General features: G+C 57.3%; 15 protein-coding genes. 7 read left to right on the forward strand and 8 right to left on the reverse strand.

All coding sequences use genetic code 11. The annotated features are described in order from the left end of the window. Positions 1-70: 70 nt before the first annotated feature. The 7 genes from TQ98_RS05765 to TQ98_RS05795 all read right to left on the reverse strand — a co-directional run bounded on the left by TQ98_RS05765 (position 71) and on the right by TQ98_RS05795 (position 8,858). Positions 71-322: a hypothetical protein gene (locus tag TQ98_RS05765; RefSeq protein ID WP_044871740.1), complete on the reverse strand. Its 252-nt coding sequence runs from the start codon at positions 320-322 to the stop codon at positions 71-73. Continuing rightward, positions 319-786 carry a BRO family protein gene (locus tag TQ98_RS05770; RefSeq protein ID WP_044871739.1) on the reverse strand — a complete coding sequence of 156 codons (468 nt, stop codon included), beginning with the start codon at positions 784-786 and terminating at the stop codon, positions 319-321. The genes TQ98_RS05765 and TQ98_RS05770 overlap by 4 nt, the downstream gene beginning before the upstream one ends. 558 nt (positions 787-1,344) lie before the next feature. After that, the gene (locus TQ98_RS05775) at positions 1,345-3,264 is read right to left on the reverse strand and encodes an ATP-dependent helicase (protein WP_044871738.1); all 1,920 of its coding nucleotides are present in this window, start codon (positions 3,262-3,264) and stop codon (positions 1,345-1,347) included. Then, positions 3,249-5,390 carry an ATP-dependent endonuclease gene (locus TQ98_RS05780; RefSeq protein WP_044871737.1) on the reverse strand — a complete coding sequence of 714 codons (2,142 nt, stop codon included), beginning with the start codon at positions 5,388-5,390 and terminating at the stop codon, positions 3,249-3,251. Before TQ98_RS05780 ends, TQ98_RS05775 begins: the two co-directional genes overlap by 16 nt. A 143-nt stretch (positions 5,391-5,533) precedes the next feature. After that, the gene (locus tag TQ98_RS28045) at positions 5,534-5,890 is read right to left on the reverse strand and encodes a hypothetical protein (RefSeq protein WP_082073169.1); all 357 of its coding nucleotides are present in this window, start codon (positions 5,888-5,890) and stop codon (positions 5,534-5,536) included. A 1,418-nt stretch (positions 5,891-7,308) separates the two neighbouring features. Continuing rightward, the gene (locus tag TQ98_RS05790; protein ID WP_044871736.1) at positions 7,309-8,535 is read right to left on the reverse strand and encodes a type II toxin-antitoxin system HipA family toxin; all 1,227 of its coding nucleotides are present in this window, start codon (positions 8,533-8,535) and stop codon (positions 7,309-7,311) included. Further along, positions 8,535-8,858, reverse strand: a complete 324-nt coding sequence (locus TQ98_RS05795; RefSeq protein ID WP_044871735.1) for a helix-turn-helix domain-containing protein — start codon at positions 8,856-8,858, stop codon at positions 8,535-8,537. Before TQ98_RS05795 ends, TQ98_RS05790 begins: the two co-directional genes overlap by 1 nt. A gap of 441 nt (positions 8,859-9,299) precedes the next feature. On the opposite strand from TQ98_RS05795, the gene TQ98_RS05800 reads away from it, so the two are divergent. The 7 genes from TQ98_RS05800 to TQ98_RS05830 all read left to right on the forward strand — a co-directional run bounded on the left by TQ98_RS05800 (position 9,300) and on the right by TQ98_RS05830 (position 15,074). Next, positions 9,300-10,457 carry an acyl-CoA dehydrogenase family protein gene (locus TQ98_RS05800; RefSeq protein ID WP_044871734.1) on the forward strand — a complete coding sequence of 386 codons (1,158 nt, stop codon included), beginning with the start codon at positions 9,300-9,302 and terminating at the stop codon, positions 10,455-10,457. After that, positions 10,454-11,641, forward strand: a complete 1,188-nt coding sequence (locus tag TQ98_RS05805; protein WP_044871733.1) for an acyl-CoA dehydrogenase family protein — start codon at positions 10,454-10,456, stop codon at positions 11,639-11,641. The genes TQ98_RS05800 and TQ98_RS05805 overlap by 4 nt, the downstream gene beginning before the upstream one ends. 14 nt (positions 11,642-11,655) lie before the next feature. Next, complete coding sequence (locus TQ98_RS05810) at positions 11,656-12,438, forward strand: SDR family oxidoreductase (RefSeq protein WP_044871732.1); 783 nt, start codon at positions 11,656-11,658, stop codon at positions 12,436-12,438. A 2-nt stretch (positions 12,439-12,440) separates the two neighbouring features. Further along, positions 12,441-12,899: a MaoC family dehydratase gene (locus TQ98_RS05815; protein WP_044871731.1), complete on the forward strand. Its 459-nt coding sequence runs from the start codon at positions 12,441-12,443 to the stop codon at positions 12,897-12,899. Between the two features lie 134 nt (positions 12,900-13,033). Further along, positions 13,034-14,236 (forward strand): acetyl-CoA C-acyltransferase, encoded by a 1,203-nt coding sequence (locus tag TQ98_RS05820; RefSeq protein ID WP_044871730.1) that lies wholly within the window; start codon positions 13,034-13,036, stop codon positions 14,234-14,236. An 11-nt stretch (positions 14,237-14,247) separates the two neighbouring features. After that, positions 14,248-14,634: a nuclear transport factor 2 family protein gene (locus TQ98_RS05825; protein ID WP_044871729.1), complete on the forward strand. Its 387-nt coding sequence runs from the start codon at positions 14,248-14,250 to the stop codon at positions 14,632-14,634. Beyond that, complete coding sequence (locus tag TQ98_RS05830) at positions 14,631-15,074, forward strand: nuclear transport factor 2 family protein (protein WP_044871728.1); 444 nt, start codon at positions 14,631-14,633, stop codon at positions 15,072-15,074. The genes TQ98_RS05825 and TQ98_RS05830 overlap by 4 nt, the downstream gene beginning before the upstream one ends. Before the next feature lie 91 nt (positions 15,075-15,165). On the opposite strand, the gene TQ98_RS05835 is transcribed toward TQ98_RS05830, so the two are convergent. Beyond that, the gene (locus TQ98_RS05835) at positions 15,166-15,939 is read right to left on the reverse strand and encodes an SDR family oxidoreductase (RefSeq protein WP_044871727.1); all 774 of its coding nucleotides are present in this window, start codon (positions 15,937-15,939) and stop codon (positions 15,166-15,168) included. Between the last annotated feature and the right edge of the window lie 44 nt (positions 15,940-15,983).

The raw sequence follows: 15,983 nt of genomic DNA on the forward strand, positions 1-15,983 counted from the left end.
GCAACCCCGTCGCCCCAAAAAACAAAGGCCCCTCTCCCAACCCGGAAGAGGGGCCAACCCACACCTCAAATCACCCACGCCCCAACGGCAACTGCTCCAGCTTCACCAACTGCCAGAAATCCTCCAAATTGCTGCGGGACAGATGCACCACCGCATCCATCAGCGTGCCTTCCCGGATGTTGTCCAGATAGGGCCCGGGAATCCCCTCCCTTAAGCCCGCATTGTCCAGGATGACCTCCGCAAGCACCTGCACCGAGTGCAGCCGTGAATCCAGGCGGTCCAACAGCTCCCGCAGCCGACGCTGTTCGAAATCGACGCTCATGCCGACACCTCCGTGCCCGAGGTCATCAAGACCGGCAAATCCCGCCAGGCCACCCAGACCTCGCCCTGCCAGCGCACCACCCCCAACTGCCGGCCCTCAACACTCATAAAGGAACGGCACGGTGCCGCATCCGGCACTCGGTGATAGTCATGCAACGTCGGCACCAGCACCTCGCTGAGCCAACGGCCGATATCGCCATGCTCTGTCTCACCGAAACGGAACAGCGCCTTGTAGGCACCGATATCACTGATCGCCGTCACCTCTTCATGGAAGCCGCGGGTGTATTCGAGGCAGAGCGTCTGCTGCTCGTGCGGCTCCAGGGCCGCAAGCAAGGATTGGGCATCGGGAACGCCGATCAACCGGGCGAAGTCATGGGCGACGAACCAGGGCTGGTTGTCGACCATCAGGGCGCGCAGGCGAAGGGAATGGTGGAAGAAAACGAGAGGGGTGTATGCGTCGTGCATGGTGGAACTCCAGTGTTTGAGTAGACACCGCCACCGTCCGCTGTCAGTCGAAGGGTGGCAGATCGCGCAGGGTTGACAGACCGGACACTGGAGCCGGCAGACCCGAGGGTCTCCCCACGCGATCTGCCATAGAGCAATGCAGTTGGAAAACTGCATGCGAGCAAGCACCTGCAAGAAACATTCGCCGTTTCTCGCATGCACCTTGCGGCGCAATCGCGCCAGTGTTTCAGGCTGTCAAACCCGGCCACGGGATTGACCGTGGCGGGGGGACACTAGCTATGGCGCGCGTAGGGCCTCAAGGCTAATGGGCTGTGGGAAAGTTCTCTGTAGGTTTGAGAAAAGAGAGTAAGAAAAATCTGTAGGAAGTAGCCGTGCGGGCGACGCTGTTGCGTTGGGCAAGCCAACTGATTTTGTGCTTCCGTTGTACATGGGATGGTTTCTGCTGAGCAGCAAATAGCAGCTTCTGGCCGAAAGCAGCCGGTGGAAAGCGGCGACTGTCGGCCATAAGGAGCATTAGGGGAGGAAAAAATGTATCTGTCCCCTTTTCTCCGTGAGCCTTCAGGAGGCGTCTAGATCAATTACGTAGTCCTTGCCGAACATGGCTTTCGCCTTCTCAATAACTTCCAAAGATGGTTGCGGATAGAAGAAAGCCAAATTTCTTCGAGCGCGAGTGCAGCATACATAAACTATTTTGCTGGTTCGTGAAATAACCGTATCTTTACCGTTTCCGGTAAAGAAGGACTCAAAATTATATTTGTTCCATCTTCCATTATCCATGGTTACCAATACATTGTCGTACTCGCGGCCTTTGGTTTTATGTTGCGTCGAGAAAGGAGTCTGGCCGTCGATATAGTCGTAGAGGTTTTTGAACTCGCTGTAAGGAAGGCTGCGGACTTGTTTGTAAATGTAATTCCTGGCCTTTTGGAAAACATCAAGGCGGTCGTCCTTTCGTACAAGTCCTTTGACGTGAGCAAGATCAATCATCTCGCCGATGGTTTTTCCATTGGCATCGGATAGCTCTTCAATTTCGTGCTTTAGCTTAACCTTGTCTGCGTGTGAACGGATTTTGAAGTCAGTTGAGCGCATGAAGTCATTGAAGTTAGATGACGTGTACAGTTGAATTAGTTTCTGGATTCGGTGTAGATGTTTGATTAAGTGATCATTGGTCGTTCCGCCTCCACCAAGCATGCTTTGATCTGCCTTCTGGTCATCGATCAACATGTCTTTGTCTATATATATAGATGATATGTTTGAGAATGGCTGGCTTAGGGCTTCTTGATATATGTCGGGATGCTCATTGATATACGCCTCTTGAGCAGGCGTTGGGGAGACCTTGTTAACTTCTTTTCCTGTCTTTCCAGCTTTTATCTCTTTTATAACCTGATCTAATGTTTTGTCATCAACTAGATAGTCCGGCTCCTCAGATTTGATGTGTTTTCGAATTCGTCCCACATATTCAAGAATTTTGTCAGCGTCGTATATTCGCATAAGGCTTGGAAAGCCCGCTTTTGACGCAATCAGGTTATGTGTTAGGTTCAACTCTTTTGTGTGTAATGGGGAGGGGTCCCAGTCTAAGTACTCTCTAGCTTTTTGAAGGTCGGGATTTGAGGAGTAAATAAAGATTGCCGAACCAGTAATAGGAGCTCCATCTTCCATATTTGGTGCGGAATTATCATCGGATGGGCTTTGCTTTAATCCATCTGTCCTGATTTTATTGGCTAGGTTTATTACAGACGTGGGATTGCGCCTGTTCTGTTCTTTTTTGATTTCCGTCACCTGAGACTTACCGTCACCCTTGAAGTCATCCAGGTTGCCGATCCCTTCGTCATAGATGGACTGCATGGCATCGCCGAAGAAGCCTACGATATTTCGTTTTTTATTACAGGATAGATGTTCTAATAATATGTCTACTACGAGGGGGTTAGTGTCCTGATACTCGTCGACCAGGATAAATTGGAAAGTATCATTTAGAATTTGGCACAGCTTTTTGTATCTCGAAAACATTGCATGTGCCAAAATTATCACTTGGTCGTGGGATATGACGCCATCTCGTAGTTTTAGATAATCCTTATATTCGATTTCTCCGTCAATTGAAGTGAATTTCTCCGGCGTACCATCTTGCGCAAGTACTTTAAATAGCTTCTGGTCGTCATCGTTTATTAGATCTATTAACGTTTCTTTCAGCTCCTTCTGAAAGTGTTTGATACGTGACCACAGAAAATCGTGAATCGTGGAGACGTGTAGGTTTTCATTGTTGGATCTATGTTCTATCTCGCGCGTAGCGGCATTTGTGTAGGTAATGCAAGCTACGCGAGCTAGAGGGTTTTGATGTAGCAGGCCAGAAATAGTCTCAATCAATGAATACGTTTTTCCGCTGCCTGCACCTCCGCTTAAGAGGAAGTTCTTCCCGTGGTTTGTTGCTTCCAATACTTGGCACGTTTCATTGCTATATCTTTTATCGTTCAGCTGCGCAGCCATTCTAAGCCCTCCTTAATATATGCAGGAGATTTCCAATTTGAGAAACTGGAAACATCACTTGGTTGGCTGTTCAGGAGGATGTCTATTGCCAGTGCAGTTTTCTTGTCTACGCCTTTCTCTGCGAACTCGAACGCACTATAAGTACCTTCAATAAAGAGGTTGAAGTGCTTGGCTACTAAGGAAGGGAAGGCAACAGGATCATCGCCTAATAGGGTTTTGTTAATGCTAAAGAAAGCGTCCTCGAAGCTGCGCCCTCGATAGCCATCTTCTTCCGTCTGGTAGGCGGTGAAGAGAAAGCCTGCCTCATCCGGAACCCAGGCGCTTCCGTCGTGGGTAAATGTTTTGTTTTCTTTTTTTAGGTTTAGGAAGTATTTGATTTCAGAACGATCTTTGTTGTGGAAGAAACATAGTGCATTGTTTGTTGTATGGTCCGTATCCGGATCGTTCGGTTGGCACTTTTCTGTCGTTGATATTGGGTTTCCGTTCTTATATTTCTTAATTTCACCGTTGTCATCTAATTCTTGGGATGTCTTGCCGGTGTCTATGTCTGTGAGGATTAGAGTCTTTATGCCAAGGAAACGTATGAATTTTTCGAAGACCTGTGAGTGAGCGCCGACTTCAACAATGGAGATATTTTGGGATAGTAGAGGGGCTGAGTTGTCAGTGGGGGACTCTTGATCAAGTTTTCTCATCATTGCCGGCAGTAGAATTCGCTCGGTGTCACCTTCAACAAGTACGGCTTTGTCCGCGAAGAAAAGCTCGGCTCGGTTCAGTGTTAAATATTGCTTTAAAAACCTAAAGTGATTGCTTTTGCCTTCTTGGCCTTCTTGGCCTTCTTGGCCTTCTTGGCCTTCTTGGTCATATTCTTTTTGCAGGCTCTTCAGACTCCTGCATTTAACAGATCCATCAAGTCTCTTCATGTACTTGATGTCATCAAAGTCACATTCGGCAACTATGTGCGATGAGTGGGTGGTTATTACTGTTTGAAGGTTGACAGTTAGACCGTCCTCTCTCTTAACTCCTTTGTTGAGCAGGTTTTTTATGTTTTTAATAAAGACATATTGCATTTGTGGATGCGTATGAGCCTCGGGCTCTTCTATGAATAGCAAATTGATGGCTGATGGGCGTTCAGCGGCGGCTTTTCTAAATGCCGTCATCAGCAAGTCAATTTCGAAGATCATGCTGATTAAGTTCATGTACCCAAGTCCGTTGAAATGCTCAGGAAGGTCATGGGTTTCGTGACGGTAGAGAACTGTAGTATTTCCTTCCAGTAGCTCTCTATGTTGCAGGGTGGAAGCAATCTTGAGAGAAGTTTCAGATTGGGAAAGTCCACCAAACTGCTCAACATTGCTGAGCAGTTTTGAAAACATTTCTTGATAGATTTCGCTTAAGTCTTTGTCGGCGCCACGCAGAGATTTTTTGAAACGATTAACGGTCTCTTTTTGATGCTCTGATTCTTCTGTTGCTTTATATATAGTGGCGGTCTGGCCGGAAAGAGTCTTGTCGTTTTCCTTGTTGGTTACGTTTCGCTTTGCGCTAATGGAGCGAAATGAGATTATTTCGTCTAATGAAATTTTTTCTTTTGTAAGGTCTGTATAAATATCGTGGTTTGAGCTTAGGTGACTTTTTCTGGATATACTTCCAAAGTATTTTTGCTGCTTTTCGGCAAGATAAAGAATGGCGTCATTTTCGTAATTTTCTTTGTCCTCTTGAAAGGCGTCATAGAGTGAGATTAGCTGCGGGTGGGATATTTTATATTCAAAGCCCAAGATTATCTGGTTGTCCTCGGGGGCTAGGCTCATTATAAGTGGGGCGACCTGGCCGAGATCGTCTCCTTCGTTATATAAAATAAAAAGCTTCAGCTCCATTCCTAATGGTTGATATTCGTTCTCGCTGGGGATGGGGTTTTTCCCCAAAATAAGCGAACTTAATTTCTCTCTGAGTTCTATATTGAAGTCATTGAAGGTGATCTTGCTTCTCTCTGCGACAAGCTTCTCAAGTGCTGAGAGGAGAGAGGTTTTCCCCGTATTATTTTTTCCGATAACTAGTGATAGGTCGTTTTCTAAGTCTAGTTTGAAGTCTGTCAATAGACGGAAGTTTTTAATTTCAATGGATGATATCTTCATTTTCTAGCTCGACATGAATTGATGAGGTCAGGCGCGCTAGTGCGTGCCCGAGATTGGCTGCGTAAATTAGGGAGGATAAAAAAGAGGGCAGGCTATTTTTTAGCGATCTAGGTACATGGATCTGGTTTGGCACAGTCATGATTTCACTTCCGCACATAACTCTTCCGCCCTTCCGGCGTCAGGCAATAGATCCCGCCACGAGGTCCGGTACAGAAGGTATTGGTACCGCACGCACATTCACTGGAAGAGTCAGTAAAGCGCTGAAGGGAGGGAGTGGTCTGATTGCGAGAGCTTCCAGAGGTGCCGAGGTAGGCCTGGCAACTGCGCTTCGATCCACTGATCGATCCGTCATTGCACAGAAAGAGATCGCCATCGCAACGAGCGATGCCGCCCTTGCTGCCGGAACAAGGCGTATTGCTGGCGTAGGCCTGCTGCGATAGCGCAGCCAGTGCCAGGGCGAGGAGGAAAAGGAAGCGGAGCGGTCCGGGCACTTCGAGCATCCTTGCGAGTGATGGCTTGATGCTATCTCTCGGATCTGTCCTCAGACAAGGATTTGCCTTCAGCTATTACCTTCGTCGTATGCCCGGTCAGCTCCACCATTGCGGAAGGTACCGGCCGGAACCAAAGGCCTACGGGTCCCAGGCGTAATTGGTCTCGAAGCTGTCGCTCGTCAGCAGCAGCAATCGGCCAGAAGAAGACTTTTAGAGTAATGAAAATAAATCTGTCCCCTTTTCGCCCAGCGACTTGAACCACTAGTTAGGCGGTTTGGGCTGGCTGATGAAGGTCTTTATTACTGCGTCTACTTTCTCTTTTGTCCATTCGCTGTTGTCTAGAAGATATCTCTCTTGATTGCTATTTAATGAAGATGCTATTCCGGTGCTGGATGATCCGTGACTATGCATTTTTATAATTGTTGCTATTTGCCTGTCGGCGTCGGGATCTTGCACGTAACCCCTGCGAAAAGGTTGTTGTAACGATTTGTTTCTGAGTGTAAATAGTGAAATGAAAGCAAATATGTAGGTTAATGCAAAGTGTGGCGTCAGCATAATTACTCTGGATGGATCGTTGGATGTTGCGTAGAGATACGTGAAGAGTATTCCGGATAGAGTTGTCAGTAGGCAGCAGAGAATTATCAGAGGGCTTGCCTGTTTCTTGCTTGAGGCAGATAGCGCTGTAATTACAGCGGGCACAATTGCCACCCAAGTTAGCATTGTTATTTTTGCTATCAGTGGCGCCTGCCTATCTGATGGGGTGTCGTCTGCATAAAAAAGTATCGCTGTATTTAAAAGCATGCATGTGCTGATGCAGGTGTAATTTTTATACATGGCGAGCCTAACTATATGTAGACGACACAAGTGGCCTCATATTTTTTGCCTTATGTGCCTGATAACTTTCCTTGCTCATGCGTAACTCCCTGTTTTGCTTGAGTGTCGCGCCAGAAACACGAAATGAGGCGAGGAGAAAATTTGCATGGCTATTGGCCATATTGCGGAGTTTAGCAGCGTGTCCACAGTCTGCTGTTGGCCGATAGCCGTCTGCAGAGACAGTCCCAAACCATTCCACCACATCGACCCAACCCGCCTCGTCGCACATCAATAAATCCCCGCTCAGGGGAATACCCATTGCGTATGCCAGCAGGCCTTTATTGCCAGCGAGGCCCAGCGTTGGGTTTCGCTGCGCTCTACGCCAACCTACGCGGCCGAGCGGCTTTGAGCGCACACCTCTACACATTTACCCCGCCACAACGGCCATTCCCCTCGTCGTCCATCCGGACGATTACCCGCCGACTCACCAGTTACCGATATCGCCGATGACCGTCACGCCTTCATGAAAGTCGAGGGTGTGTTCGAGGGTTTTGCCACACAAGAGCCGCCACACGTTGCGCAGCGATGCCATTTCAGATCGCCCCGCTCACCGCTTAGGCCAGCAGTTTCTTTCCGCTGGTTGCGTCCACTGCGGCATCCAGCTCGGCTCCAGCCAAGTGCTGCGAATAGTGGTCTTTCAATTCCGGTTCCCAGGCGGCGACCTCATCCAAAATTCCCGCCGCTTCCTCCTCGGATAGCGCAAAGTGCTGGTGGTGACTCAACAGGTTGGCTCGGCTCAACAGGGGGCCTTTCATTCCAACATCCATCGCAAGCCCTTGCGCTGGGCCCTCTCCCAACACGGGAAGTACGTCGTACATGGGCGAGAGTCGCCAAACTCCGTCCTGCCAGATCACCGCGTGGTTGCGGGGATGATCATCGCTGTTACCCACCAGGGCGTTGTACGCCATTCGCCGGTAGAGCTCTTGCCGATCGGCATCTGGCGCACCTCTGCGGTACAGCTCATCGGCCAGCGCGGCGTAAATCCATCCTTTATTGGTTTGCACACGCCAGTCGGCATCAAGCAGGGTCAAACCACTCATCATTGGGATACGGTGAAATTTCTTCTGATCCTCAGACCACTTCCGGTCAAATCGCTCGACCAGGAGCGTGTTGCCTCTCTCGCTGCGATGTAAGGCCGTTCGGGCAACACTCATGCCCTTGTGAGCCGCAAAGGTCATGCAGGCGTACTCGAATGCCGGCAGGTCGTAGTGATCGAACTTATCGCGCGGCTTGGCCAAAACCAGCCTGTGGTCGAAACGGTAGGTGCGCTTCGGCCTAGCGCCACCGACTGCCGAGCGCTGATCCCGTATTTTCAGCGCCTCCAGCTGTTCACTGGTCAGCTGGCTGTCATAGATCGCCGCGCAGACCTCAATGAAGTGGTCGAGCCCCTTGGCGTCGAGCATTTTCATGGGCTTCTCGCCTACACCTGGCCTGGGCGTACGCTGCTCGCCAGCCATGATGTTTCCTGCGCGATCCTCGTTCGGTGACAACAGCAGGAGTTGAATCGGATCGAGCGTGCCCTTGCGTGTGCGCTGCAACAACCGCTCCCCCCAGCCGTCAGGCATCGCATCGTCGATGAATCCGGGTACACCGCCATTCTTGAGCACGGTAATCGGGCGATTGGACAGCGGGAACCGAATCGGGTCCGGCACCCAGTACTTGCCCTCAACTGCCTCCGGAGAATAGAGGAATGTGCCGACGCCACCGTCCAGGGTGAGCCTGCCCAAGGTCACGGTCGCGCCCGTGATCGGGCACTCCATGTAGATGTAGGCACTGGACATCAGAAGTCCTCCGCATTGCTACGCGGCAGTCGTACACGCTTGTTGGTATTGGTTTCCAGAAAATCGGCATCGAATGCGGGGTCATCCAGCAGTGCTTGGAACACCCTGTCGGAAATCCCTACGGTAAACAGCGCCAGCATGAAATCGCGTAGTGAAACGCCCTCCGCTTTCCCAGCCTCGATATGCCGAATCGCACGAAGGGAGATCCCGGCTTGTTCTGCAAGGTCAGCCTGTCGTATCCCCATGCGCAGGCGCGCCTCTTTCACCAGCAGGGCTACGCGGTACAGCAGGGATACGCTTTGTACGGGAAAGTAGTCTTTCATAAGGTTTCACCAGGAGACATCCTAGGCTTTATAAGGTGTCATTAAGTGCATGTTAATGGCTAGATGAAAAGTTCATTACGTTCGCCTGATGACATCTTATAGCTCATAAGGTGCAGTTAGGTGGCACTTTAATTACGTGCCAACCCACTTCTCCGCACGTTCAAATGCTTCACCTAGGTGCATGCCCGCCAGACAGATCAGCGGGCCTTCATTGCCTGCGAGGTTCTGCGTTGGTTTTCGCTGCACTCACATAACGTCGCCCGCTCCAGCCAACCGGGGCAGCTTTGCTGCCCTTGGCGAATGAATTCGCCCCTACACATTTACCCCGCCACAACGGCCATTTCCCTCGTCGTCCATCCGGACGATTCCTCGCCTTCCGCAACTCGCCAGACTCCCCAGCGACAGGGGCGCCCGCCCCGAGAATCACAAGAAGGCAGCCTTATGGAATTCGCGTTCAGCGATGAGCAGGAGATGATCCGCGAGTCCGCCGAGAGCTTTCTCGCGGACGTTTCCGACTCCGCCGCCGTGCGAGCGGCCATGGCCACCGAGCTGGGGCATGACCCCGAGCTCTGGCAGCGCCTGTGCAGCGAGATGGTCTGGCCGGCCATTCATATCCCCGAGCAGTACGGTGGCCTGGGCCTGGGCTTTGTCGAGCTGGCCATCCTGCTGGAGCAGATGGGCCGCCGGCTGTTCTGTTCACCCTTTTTCGCCAGCGCCTGCCTGGCCACCCCGGCGCTCCTGCTGGGGGGCAGTGAGGAGCAGAAAGCGCGCTGGCTCCCGCAACTGGCCGACGGCAGCCTGACCGCGACCCTGGCGTTCGCCAGCACGAACGGCAATGGGCTGGATGCGGTCCAGGCGAGTTTCCGTGCCGAAGGCGAGGGCTTCGTCATCGACGGCACCCTGCGCCAGGTGGTGGACGGCCACAGCGCCGGCCTGCTGGTCGTGGCAGCCCGTGGCCGGGATGGCATCGGCCTGTTCGTCCTGCCCGCCGACACGCCCGGTATCAGCCGTCGCCTGACCCCCACCATGGACCAGACCCGCAAGCTCGCCGAGGTGCAGTTCGACCAGGTCTTCGTCACCGCCGACGCCCGTCTGGGCACGGCGGGGCAGGGCGGCGAGTTGCTGGACAAGGTCCTGCAACTGGCCTGTGTCGCCCTGGCGGCCGAGCAGACCGGCGGCGCCCAGCAGTCCCTGGACCTGACCTTGGCCTACACTGCCGAGCGCCAGCAGTTCGGGCGCCCTATCGCCAGCTTCCAGGCCATCAAGCACCGCGCGGCGGACATGATGCTGGAGGTGGAGTGCGCGCGCTCGGCAGCCTGGTACGCCGCCTGCGTGGCCGAGGAAGTGCTCGCCGGGAATGGCGACGAGAACGTCGCGGCCGAACTGCCCCTGGCCGCCGCGCTGGCCAAGTCGCGCTGCTCAGAAGCCTTCTTCCAGTGCGCGGCGGAGTCCATCCAATTGCACGGCGGTGTCGGCTTCACCTGGGAGTACGACCCGCACCTCTACTTCAAGCGCGCCCGGGCCAGCGAGGCCCTGTTCGGCGCGCCGTCCTGGCATCGCGAGCGCATCGCCGCCGCCCTCCTGGGAGAGAACCTATGAAAATCAGTTTCAGTGAGGCGGATGAAGCCTTCCGCCGCGACGTGGCCGGCTGGCTGGCGGACAACCTCTGCGGCGAGTTCGAGCAGCTGCGCTTTCGTGGCGGGCCGGGTGATGAACACAGCTTCCCCGAGGAGCGCAAAGCGTGGGAGCGCAAGCTCGCGGAAGGCGGCTGGACCTGTGTGGGCTGGGCGCCGGAACACGGCGGCCGTGGCCTGTCCATCAGCCAGCAGGTGATCTTCCACGAGGAATACGCGCGTGCTGGCGGCCCCGGTCGCATGGGGCACATCGGTGAAGGCCTGGCCGGGCCCACCATTGCCGCCTTCGGCACCGAAGAACAGCAGCGCCGCCTGCTGCCGGGCATCGTGGCCGGCACCGAGTTCTGGTGCCAGGGCTATTCCGAGCCGGGGGCGGGTTCGGACCTCGCCAACGTCAAGACCCGCGCCGTGCTGGAAAACGGCCAGTGGCGCATCAGCGGGCAGAAGGTCTGGACCTCGCTCGCTCACGAGTCCGAGTGGTGCTTCGTCATCGCCCGTACCGAGCAGGGCAGCGTCGGCCACAAGGGCCTGTCGTTCCTGCTGGTGCCCATGAGCCAGCCGGGCATCACCGTGCGGCCCATCGAGCAGCTCACCGGCACCTCCGAGTTCAACGAGGTGTTCTTCGACGACGCCGTGACCGACGCCAACAACATCCTCGGCGCGCCCGGCGATGGCTGGAAGATCGCCATGGCCCTGCTGGGCTTCGAGCGCGGCGTGTCCACCCTGGGCCAGCAGATGCTGTTCCAGAACGAGCTGGAAGAAATCATCCGCATCGCCCGCGCCAACGGCGCCGCCCGCGACCCGCTGCTGCGCCAGCGCATCGCCGAGGCCTGGGGCGGGCTGCGCATCCTGCGCTACAACTCCCTGCGCATGCTGTCCGGCGCGCAGGACGGTTCGCTACGCCGCGAAGCGATGATCTACAAGCTGTGCTGGGCCAACTGGCACGTGGAGCTGGGCAAGCTCGCCATGGACGTGCTCGGCCCGGATGCCGAACTGCTGGACGGCGGGCCGTATCAGCTCGGCCGCCTGCAGTCGATGTTCCTCTTCAGCCGCTCCGACACCATCTACGGCGGCACCAACGAAATCCAACGCAACATCATCGCCGAACGCGCGCTGGGCATGCCCCGCGAGCCGCGCGTGCGCGCCTGAATCGAGGACCTTGCATGAGCATTCCCAACTACGTTCCCGGTCACGGCCTGCTGCGCGGCAAGTCGGTGCTGATCACCGCCGCCGCCGGCGCAGGCATCGGTTACTCCGCCGCCCTGCGCGCCGCCGAGGAAGGCTGCCGGGCGCTGATGATCAGCGATATCCATGAAGGCCGTTTGCAGGAAGCGGCGCAGAAGATCCGCGAAGCCACCGGGCTGGAGCGGGTCTTCACCCAGGTGTGCAACGTCACCGTCGAAGAGCAGGTGCAGGCCCTGGTGGCCGCCGCCGAGCGCGACCTGGGCGGCGTCGATGTGCTGATCAACAACGCCGGCCTGGGCGGCTCGCGCCTGCTGGTGGAGATGGGCGACGAGGAGTGGAACCGCGTTCTCGACGTGACCCTCACCGGCACCATGCGCATGACCCGCGCCATGCTGCCGAAGATGATGGATCGCAAGCAGGGCGTGATCGTCAACAACGCCTCGGTGCTCGGCTGGCGGGCGCAGAAGGAGCAGAGCCATTACGCCGCCGCCAAGGCGGGTGTCATGGCGCTGACCCGCTGCGCGGCGGTCGAGGCGGCCGAGCATGGCATCCGCATCAACGCGGTGAGCCCGAGCATCGCCCTGCACGACTTCCTGAAGAAATCCGCACCCAAGGAACTGCTGGACCAACTGGCCTCCCGCGAAGCCTTTGGCCGTGCCGCTGAAGTCTGGGAAGTGGCCAACGTGATGATGTTCCTGGCCAGCGACTACAGCTCCTACATGACCGGCGAGGTGCTGTCGGTCTCCAGCCAGAGGGCGTGAGCATGACCAAGGTTTTCGAGACGCCTTTTGCGCTGCTGGAGCAGGTCGGCGAGCAACTGGGCCACAGCGACTGGATCAGCGTCGAGCAATCGCGCATCGACCAGTTCGCCGAAGCCACCGGCGACCACCAGTGGATTCACGTCGACCCGGTGCGCGCGGCCACGGGGCCCTTTGGCGCCTGCATCGCCCATGGCTACCTGACCCTGGCCCTGGTCAACCTCTTCCTGCCGCAGATCGTTGAAGTGCGCGGCATCTCCATGGGGGTGAACTACGGCTGCGAGAAGGTGCGCTTCCCCAACGTGGTGCGGGCCGGCAGCCGGGTTCGCGGCAGCGCCCAACTGGTGGCGGCCGAAGAAGTGAAGGGCGGCGTGCAAGCCACCATCCGCGTCAGCGTCGAGATCGAGGGCGAAGACCGTCCGGGCTGCGTGGTGGACACCATCAGTCGGTATTACCCCGCGTAGGGGCGAATCCATTCGCCAAGGGCAGCGCAGCTGCCCCACCGGGCCTTGCAGGGCAGACCTGCGGCCTGCTTGGTGAATGAATTCGCCCCTACAAAAAGAGGCCCCAGCAAGCCCATGAATTCGAGGACAACAAGATGAAAGAAGCCGTAATCGTCTCCACCGCCCGTACCCCCATCGGCAAAGCCTTCCGTGGGGCCTTCAACGACACCGAAGCGCCGCTGATGGGCGGCCATGTGGTCGCCGAAGCCGTGCGTCGCGCGGGCATCGAACCGGGCGAGGTGGATGACGTGATCATGGGCGCCGCTGCCCAGCAGGGCACCCAGGCCTACAACCTCGGCCGCCTCTGCGCCGTGGCTGGCGGCCTGCCGAACAGCGTGTCCGGCATGGCGGTGGAGCGCCAGTGTTCCTCGGGCCTGATGAGCATCGCCCTGGCCGCCAAGAGCATCATGTGCGACGAGATCGACATCGCCGTCGCCGGTGGTCTGGAGTCCATCTCCCTGGTGCAGAACAAGCACAAGAACAGCTACCGCAACCAGTCCGAAGCGGTGCTGATGCGTGACCCGCGCGCCTACATTCCGATGATCGAAACGGCGGAAATCGTTTCCGAGCGCTATGGCATTTCCCGCGAACAGCAGGACGAATACGCCTACCACAGCCAGATGCGCACCGCGCTGGCTCAGAGCGCCGGCCTGTTCGACGCCGAGCTGGCGCCGCTCACCGTGCGCAAGCTGGTGGTGGACAAGGCCACGGGTGAGAGCCGCCACGAGTCGGTGACCCTGACCCGCGACGAATGCAACCGCGCCGACACCACCCGTGAAAGCCTGCAAGCCCTGGAGCCGGTGTGGCAGGGCGGTCAGTGGACCAGCCCGGGACGCTTCATCACCGCTGGCAACGCCTCGCAGCTGTCCGACGGCGCCAGCGCCTCCGTGCTGATGAGCGCGCAGATGGCCGAACGCCGTGGCCTGGAGCCGCTGGGCATCTACCGCGGCCTGGCCGTGGCCGGTTGCGACGCTGACGAGATGGGCATCGGCCCGGTCTTCGCCATTCCCAAGCTGCTCAAGCGTCACGGCCTGAAGCTGGACCACGTCGGCCTCTGGGAGCTGAACGAAGCCTTTGCCTGCCAGGTGATCCATTGCCGCGACACCCTGGGGATTCCGGACGAGCGTCTGAACGTGAACGGTGGCGCCATCTCCATCGGCCATCCCTTCGGCATGTCCGGCGCGCGCATGGTCGGCCACGCCCTGATCGAGGGTAAGCGCCGCGGCCTGCGCTACGTGGTGGTGACCATGTGCATCGGTGGCGGCATGGGTGCTGCCGCCCTGTTCGAAGTGGCCTGAGGGACGACGCCATGATTGATGAGCAGCAGGTACGGGCGACGCTCGCCCGTTATGTCGAGCTGGTGAATGCCGTGGATATCGACGGCATCCTCGCGCTTTACGCCGAAGACGCGGTGGTCGAAGACCCGGTGGGCAAGCCGCCCTACGTGGGCATCGAGGCCATCTCGCGCTTCTACCGCGAAGGCCTGGGGCGCCTGGATGCCAGCGCGCGGCTGGACGGTTCCATCCGCGCCACCCGTGGCTGCGGCGCCGTGCCGTTCTGCGTGGACCTGAACTGGGGCGGCCAGGCCCGCTCCATCGAAGTGATCGACGTGATGGAGTTCGACGGCGAAGGCCGCATCCGTTCGATGAAAGCCTTTTGGGGCGAAGCCAACATGATCGCGAGGGAACAGCCATGAACCTGGAACAGCGCATTGCCCGCCTGGAAGCCGTCGAGGCTATCCGCGAGCTCAAGCACCGCTACTTCAACGCCTGCGACCTGAAGGAAGTCGAGGTAATCCGCGCTTGCTTCGCCGAGGGTGCGATAACCATCAACTACGGCCCCGTCGGCTGCTTCCAGGATCGCGACAGCTTCGTCGCGCTGTACCAGTCCCTGGCCTGCAACGAGCGCGTGATCGACCTGCACCACGGCGCCAACCCGGAGATCGAGCTGGCCGGCGATGACGAAGCGGTGGGGCGCTGGGCGCTCTACTACTTCAACCTGGACGGCGAGACGGGTGCCACGCGGCAGCTGGGCGGGGTTTACCAGGATCGCTACCGGCGCATCGACGGGCAGTGGAAGATCGTCGAGACGGAGTTCAGGGCGCATTCGCTGGTGGAGTCCGCTGCGCGGACTTGATGGGTTTCGCTGCGCTCTACGCCATCCTACGGAGTGCCCAGTAGGATGGGTCGGGCGGCGCTCCGCGAGCGGAGCGATACCCATCAGCTCTTCAATTCACCCCCGCCTGATCCAGAAACACCGGCTTCTCCCCACCCCCATGCACGCAGATGTCCGCCCCGCTCACGTAGCTGGAGAGCGGAGAGGCGAGGTACAGGCAGGTATCGCCAATGTCCGTCGGCGCTGCCATGCGTTGCAGCGGAATCCCCGCCGCCACGCGCGCCACGCCTTCGGCGTCGCCGTAATGCAGTTCGGCCTGCTCAGTCAGGATCAATCCGGCGGTCACCGCATTCACCCGTACCTTGGGCGCCCATTCCACCGCCAGGGAGCGGGTCAGGTTGAGCAGCCCGGCCTTGGCCGCGCCATAGGCGGCGGTGCCGGGGGAGGGGCGTACTGCGCTGACGCTGCAGATATTGATGATGGCGCCGCCCTCGGGCTGCTCCTGCATCACCCGGTTGGCCAACTGGCAGAGATTGAGGGGGGCCAGCAGGTTGAGGCGCACGATGGACTCGGAGAAGCGCGGCGAGGCCGTGGCCGCATCCGCATGGGGCGCGCCGCCGGCATTGTTCACCAGCACATCGAGGCGGCCGAAGCGTTCCTTGATGCCGTCCACCATGGCCTGGAGCTGGTCGAAGTCGCGAACGTCGCACGCCACGAAATGGGCGCTGCGGCCGCCGTGCTCGGGCAGGCTTTCCGGCGCCTGGCGCCCACAGATCACCACCTCGGCGCCCTGCTGCAGGAAGCGCAGGCTGATGCCCCGTCCCACACCCTTGCCACCGCCGGTCACCAGTACCACCTTGCCGCTGAAATCCATCGGGTCGCTCATGGCTGCCTCGTTAGTCGGTTCTTGATGGAACGAGGCTAAGGATT

Origin of the sequence: Pseudomonas sp. LFM046 (assembly GCF_000949385.2) — a bacterium.
GTDB lineage: Bacteria > Pseudomonadota > Gammaproteobacteria > Pseudomonadales > Pseudomonadaceae > Metapseudomonas.